Source organism: Dactylosporangium sp. NPDC051484 (assembly GCF_040689395.1).
GTDB lineage: Bacteria > Actinomycetota > Actinomycetes > Mycobacteriales > Micromonosporaceae > Dactylosporangium.
The window spans coordinates 210,793-216,792 of record NZ_JBFAZX010000009.1; the positions used below are offsets into that span (position 1 = coordinate 210,793).

At 69.2% G+C, this 6,000-nt stretch carries 6 protein-coding genes; 5 read left to right on the forward strand and 1 reads right to left on the reverse strand.

The genetic code is table 11. The features are described 5' to 3' along the window. Positions 1-143: 143 nt before the first annotated feature. A complete protein-coding gene (locus AB0367_RS18560) occupies positions 144-1,181 on the reverse strand; it encodes an AraC family transcriptional regulator (protein WP_366227554.1) in 1,038 nt (345 codons plus the stop codon). Between the two features lie 92 nt (positions 1,182-1,273). Here AB0367_RS18560 and AB0367_RS18565 point away from each other — a divergent pair, with 92 nt between their 5' ends. The 5 genes from AB0367_RS18565 to AB0367_RS18585 are packed head-to-tail and all read left to right on the forward strand — an operon-like array spanning position 1,274 to position 5,908. Then, positions 1,274-2,110 (forward strand): MaoC/PaaZ C-terminal domain-containing protein, encoded by an 837-nt coding sequence (locus AB0367_RS18565; protein WP_366227555.1) that lies wholly within the window; start codon positions 1,274-1,276, stop codon positions 2,108-2,110. 19 nt (positions 2,111-2,129) lie between these two features. Continuing rightward, a complete protein-coding gene (locus tag AB0367_RS18570; RefSeq protein ID WP_366227556.1) occupies positions 2,130-3,332 on the forward strand; it encodes a lipid-transfer protein in 1,203 nt (400 codons plus the stop codon). A gap of 30 nt (positions 3,333-3,362) precedes the next feature. Then, on the forward strand, positions 3,363-4,193 hold the full coding sequence (locus AB0367_RS18575; protein ID WP_366227557.1) for an SDR family NAD(P)-dependent oxidoreductase: 831 nt from the start codon (positions 3,363-3,365) through the stop codon (positions 4,191-4,193). Between the two features lie 16 nt (positions 4,194-4,209). After that, complete coding sequence (locus AB0367_RS18580; protein WP_366227558.1) at positions 4,210-5,367, forward strand: acyl-CoA dehydrogenase family protein; 1,158 nt, start codon at positions 4,210-4,212, stop codon at positions 5,365-5,367. A gap of 19 nt (positions 5,368-5,386) precedes the next feature. Then, positions 5,387-5,908: an IS5 family transposase gene (locus AB0367_RS18585; protein ID WP_366227563.1), complete on the forward strand. Its 522-nt coding sequence runs from the start codon at positions 5,387-5,389 to the stop codon at positions 5,906-5,908. Positions 5,909-6,000: the final 92 nt, after the last annotated feature.

The following is a 6,000-nucleotide window of genomic DNA, read 5'->3' on the forward strand; positions in this document are numbered from 1 at the left end:
GCGCGGTCGGGTTGGACAACGTCGCCACCCTGACCTACATATCCGGGACGACCGGGGCCGGCCGATGGACGTGGAACTGACCCAGGGCCTGTCGGCGAGTCCGGGGTCCGGGCGGGATCTCGCCTTCGTGGCCGCAGGGGTGGCTACGACTGGGCGATGCCGGACGGCGGAGACGGCGCCGCACCCCGCGCGAGGGCGCGGAACTCGGCCGGTGGTCGTCCGGTCCAGCGGCGAAACGCCCGGCGGAACGCGCTCGCCTCGGAGAAGCCGAGGCGGGTGGCGAGGCTCTCTACGGGCTCGTCGCCGCGGCGCAGGCTGGCGATTGCGGTGTCGCGGAGAATCTCCTGCTTGATCTGGCCGATCGAGGTGCCGTGTTGGCGCAACAGGCGCCGCAGGTGTTGGGTGCTGACGTTCAGCCGTGCGGCGATCTCATCGGAGGTCGGCCAGTGCCCGCGCAGGCCCTGTTCGAGGATACGGCGGATGTGGTCGGCGACAGTCACGCCGTAGTCCCGCGTCGCGAACCACGCCCGCGGCTGGTCGTTCAGGTAGTCGGCCAACTCCGGCTCGTCGCGGACCACGGGCGTGCGAAGCAGCGCGGCGTCGAAGGTCAGTGTCAGCCGGTCGGTGCCGAATGTCGGTGTCAGCCCGAACACGGGCTCGTACTCGGCGGCGTAGTCCGGTGCGGGCCACGGCAGGTGCATCGCCCGCAGGGGGATGCGGCGGCCGGCCAGCCAGCCGAGCACGCGGTGGATTAGCGTCGCCATCAGTTCGGCGACCAGATTGTCCGGGTCGTCCACCTGGCTGGTGTCGATTTCGATGCAGGCCAGCGGGCCGTCGATCTCGACCGACAGAGGTGTCAGGCCTGGCAGTACGCGGCTGGCGCTGACGAGCCGTTGCAGGCTCTCGCCGAGGTCGGCGACGTGAATCACCGAGCGCATGGCGAGCTGAAAGGAGCCCAGCGGGGCCGGCGGGCCGAGCCCGAACAGCTCGTCACCGGTGAGGATCCACAGCTCCTGGGTTAGCTCCGCTGCCTGCGTGACAGTCAACGGCACCACACCGCCGCGCATGGCGTCAGCCGGGATGCCGGTGCGGCGCAGCAGCAGCGCGGGGTCGAGCCCGCGCCGCTCGGCGATGAGCAGCAGGCGCTGCACGACGATGCGGGGGATTGGAGAAGCGGCCACGCTGCCACGCTATCGGTTCATGCGCGCTACGGTCACGGATTCCGCTAGCGGCGGTACTCCTCGCCGACCCGGCCAGTTCCTAGGTTCGTGGTGTGTTCACCATCGAGCAGCTTGGGTCCTGGAGCAAGACCGTAGAGTTCCCTGTCACCCGCGACCGCATCGCGGCCTACGCGGCGGCGACAAACGACCTGACCCCGCAGCACGCCGACGGTACCGTCGCGCCCCCGGTCTTCGCCGTCGTGCCCGGGTTCGAGGTAATGGCCCAGGCCACGCTGGGCGTGGCCCCGCCCGAGGCGGCATCGCGGATCCTGCATGGCCAGCACGACATCCACGTCGCCCGGCCGATCGTGCCCGGCGACCTGCTGCGGTGCCGGGCCCAGGTCATCGGCGTGCACGCCCGCAGCTCCGGCGTCACTGTCACGACGCTGCTGGAGACGACCGGCGCCGCCGGCGAGCCGGTCAACGAGCAGTACTTCACCGGCTTCTTCCGCGGCGCGACCCATTCAGGCAACGCCGGCCGCACGGCCCCGGACCACCGCGCCGACCCGCAGGCGTCCGCCGACGTGCCGGAGTTGGCCGTCACCCAGCACATCGACACAGATCAGCCACGACGGTATGCGGAGGCGTCGGGCGACTTCATGCCCGTCCACCTCGACGACGCTTTCGCCCGGAAGGTCGGCCTGCCCGGCGTCATCGTCCACGGGTTGTGCACGATGGCATTCACGTCGCACGCGCTCGCCGCCGGGACCGGCCTCGGCGACCCCACCCGGCTGCGGCGCCTGGCGGTGCGGTTCAGCGCACCCGCCTTCCCCGGCCGCCCGATCACGACGAACGCATGGCGCATCGGGGGGGACCGCTACTGCTTCGAGACCGTCGCCGACGACGGCGCGCAAGTCATCAAGGACGGTCTGGCGGAGTACACCGCCTGAGACCCGTAGGGAGGCAACGATGAGCAACAAGGCATACGTCATCGGCGTCGGCATGACAAAATTCGAGAAACCGGGCCGGCGGGAGAACTGGGACTACCCGGACATGGCGCGCGAGGCCGGAACTGCGGCCCTGCAGGACGCCGGGATCGACTACGGCAAGGTGCAGGAGGTCTACGCCGGATACGTCTACGGCGACTCCACCAGTGGTCAGCGCGCCGTGTACGAACTCGGCCTGACCGGCGTCCCCGTCGTCAATGTGAACAACAACTGCTCCACCGGCTCCACCGCGCTCTGGCTCGCCGCCCGCGCGGTGCGCAGCGGCGCCGCCGAGTGTGTTCTGGCCGTCGGCTTCGAGAAGATGGCCTCCGGTTCGCTGTCGGAGCACTACGCCGACCGCGCGCTGCCGCTGGGTCGGCACGTACGCGAGCTGGAGCGGCTGCGCGGCCCCGGCCGCCCGATGGCACCGTGGATGTTCGCCGAGGCCGGCCGCGAGCACATGGAGCGCTACGGCACGACGGCCGAGCAGTTCGCCCGGATCGCGGTGAAAAACCACCGACACTCGGTCAACAACCCCTACGCCCAGTTCCAGCGGGAGTTCTCCCTCGATGAGGTGCTCGCCTCGCCAGGGATCGTGGAGCCGCTCACCCGTCTGCAGTGCTCGCCCACCTCGGACGGCTCGGCGGCTGCGGTACTCGTGAGCGAGTCCTTCGTGGATCGGCACGACCTCGCCGAGCAGGCGGTCGAGATCGTAGGCCAGGCTCTGGTGACCGACTTCGGGGACACCTTCGACGGCACGGCGGCCGCGCTGGTCGGTGCGCACATGAGCAGGGCCGCCGCGCAAGCGGTGTACGACCAGGCCGGCATCGGGCCCCAGGACCTCAGCGTCATCGAACTGCACGACTGCTTCGCCACCAACGAACTGCTCACCTACGAAGCGCTGGGCCTGTGCGCCACAGGCGAGGGCGGCAAGCTCGTCGACGCCGGCGACACCACGTACGGCGGCCGCTGGGTGGTGAATCCATCCGGCGGCCTCATCTCCAAAGGCCACCCGCTCGGTGCCACCGGTCTGGCCCAGTGCGCCGAACTCACCTGGCAGCTGCGGGGCGCCGCCGGGGCACGGCAGGTCCCGGCCGCCGCCGAGCGCACCGGCGTGGCCCTCGCCCACAACATCGGCCTCGGCGGCGCCGCGGTCGTGACCGCCTACCGCCCCGCCGACCGCTGAACATCGCACATCAGAGAAGGGCACCACGACATGGGCAAGCTGAACGGACGCGTCGCGCTGGTCACCGGCGGCGGGCGCGGGATCGGCCGGGAGATCGTGCGCAAGTTGGCGGCGGACGGCGCCAGCGTCGTTGTCAACGACCTCGACGCCGAGCCGGCGGCACAGACGGTCGCTGACGTCACGGCGGCCGGCGGTACCGCCATCGCCTGTCCCGGCAGCGTCACCGAGGCGGGCTTCGCGGAGCGCTTTGTCGGCACCGCCGTCGAGCACTTCGGTGGTGTCGACATCATCGTCAACAATGCCGGCTACACCTGGGACGCGGTTGTGCAGAAGATGACCGACGAGCAGTGGGACGCGATCCTCGACGTCCACCTCAAGGCGCCGTTTCGGATCCTGCGAGCCGCCCAGCCAGTCATCGCCGCCGCGGTCAAGCGCGCCCGGGAGGCCGGCGAACCAGTCCCGTGCCGCAAGGTCGTCAACATCTCGTCGGTGGCCGGGTTGAGCGGCAACGTCGGACAGGCCAACTACGCAGCCGCGAAAGCGGGGATCACCGGTCTCACGAAGACCCTCGCGAAGGAATGGGGGCGGTACAACGTCACAGTCAACACTGTCGCGTTCGGTTTTGTCACGACCAGACTCACCGAGACTGCAGCCGGGGACGGCAGCACCATCGCCGTCGACGGCCGCGAGATCAAGGTCGGCGTGAACCCGCAGCTGCTCGCTGCCATGGAACAAGCGATCCCACTCGGCCGCGCCGGTACCCCGGCTGAGGCCGCCGGCGCGGTCTACCTGTTCTGCCTGCCCGAGTCCGACTACATCAGTGCACAGACCGTCGTGTGCAGCGGTGGGCTGACGATTTAAAGGGGAGGCCGTCACCATGCGCCGGGTGCTCTACGACCACGACCACGAAGCCTACCGCGACAGCGTTCAGACATTTCTGCGAAAAGAGGTGGTGCCGAACTACGCCGAGTGGGAACGTGCGGGCATCGTCCCGCGAGCGCTCTTCACGACCGCCGCGGACCTTGGAATGTTCGCCGCTGTTCCGCCCGAGTATGGCGGCGAAGGTGTCGATGACTTCCGGTACAACGCCGTCATGCTGGAGGAGTCGGCGAACGCCGCAGTCTGGCCGGCGATGGCCGGACCGTCGCTGCAGGCGGACATCGTGCTGCCGTACCTGCTGCGACTCACCACCGGTGAACAGCGGCTGCGGTGGCTGCCCGGCGTCGCCTCCGGACAAACGATCACCGCACTGGCGATGACCGAGCCGGGCACAGGCTCCGATCTCGCCGGCATCCGCACCTCCGCGATCCGCGACGGCGACTGCTACGTCGTCAACGGTACGAAGACCTTTATCACCAATGGCATCAACGCTGACCTCGTCATCGTCGCCGTGCGCACCGGCGAGCACTCCCACCGCGGCCTGAGCCTGCTGGTCGTCGAAAGAGACTCGGCCGGGTTCGAACGCGGACGCAACCTGGACAAGGTCGGCCACCACGCGCAGGACACAGCCGAGCTGACCTTTTCCGACGTCCGCGTGCCGGTCGCCAACCTCCTCGGCGAGGAGGGGTCAGGGTTCGCCAGCCTTACCGGCAACCTGGTACGAGAGCGGGTGTCCATCGCGGTGTCGGCGGTCGCACAGGCGACCGCGGCGCTGCGCTGGACCGTCGAATACGTGCGGGAGCGGCGGGCGTTCGGCGCGCCCATCGGCGCGCTGCAGTACACCCGGTTCCGGCTCGCCGAGATCGCGACCGAGATCGAGTTGGCGCAGCACTTCGTCGACCGGTGCGTCTTTGAGCTCAACGCCGGCACGCTCGGGGCGGTCGACGCGGCGAAGGCGAAGTGGTGGACCACCGAAATGCAGGGCCGGGCCGTGGACGCATGTGTCCAGTTGCACGGCGGCTACGGGTACATGCTCGAGTACCCGATCGCGCGGGCGTTCATGGACTCGCGGGTCAGCCGGATCTACGCGGGCAGCACCGAGATTATGAAGGAGATCATCGGCCGCTCGCTCGACCTCGGCGGAGCGGCTCGATGAATCACGTGCCGCGCAGGCGATCGGCCGGTCCCGGGGTGGACTGACCACGAAGGTCCACCTGCTTGCCGAAGGCCGGGGCCGGGCTCTGGTCACCCGGTTCACCGCCGGGCAGGCGGCCGATACCAGGGAACTGGTGGCACTGCTGGACGCGGTCGCCGTCTCGCGGCCCGGCGGAGTGGGTCGGCACCGCAAGAAGTTGGACCATCTGACCGCGGACAAGGCCTACGGGTCCAAGGCCAACCGGCGGTCGCTGCGGGCACGGGGCATCCCGCACACGATCCCGGAACGTGCTGATGTGCGGGCCAGCCGCGCCCGCAAGGGATCACGGGGCGGCCGGCCCCCGAACTTCGACAGCGCAAGGTACAAAGACCGCAGCCAAGTCGAGCGGGCGTTCAACCGGCTCAAGCAGTTCCGGGCGGTCGCCACCCGGTACGACAAGTTGAAATCCCGTTTCGAGGCAACGGTTACCGTTGCCTCGATCGTGATCTGGCTCCGCGTCAAACCTGACCGTGCTAGTTCAAATCCGTCAGATAGGCCCTAGTGTCGCGTGATCCTGGTTGTGTTATGTCGGGTTGTCGTTGATCCTGGTGTGATGCTGACCGATGCCCAGACCGCGGAGTTGCGGGCGGTGAT

Coding starts and splice junctions, on each gene's coding strand:
- AB0367_RS18580 (WP_366227558.1), top strand. CDS start 4,210: ATGCGCCGGGTGCTCTACGACCACGACCACGAAGCCTACCGCGACAGC.
- AB0367_RS18570 (WP_366227556.1), top strand. CDS start 2,130: ATGAGCAACAAGGCATACGTCATCGGCGTCGGCATGACAAAATTCGAG.
- AB0367_RS18575 (WP_366227557.1), top strand. CDS start 3,363: ATGGGCAAGCTGAACGGACGCGTCGCGCTGGTCACCGGCGGCGGGCGC.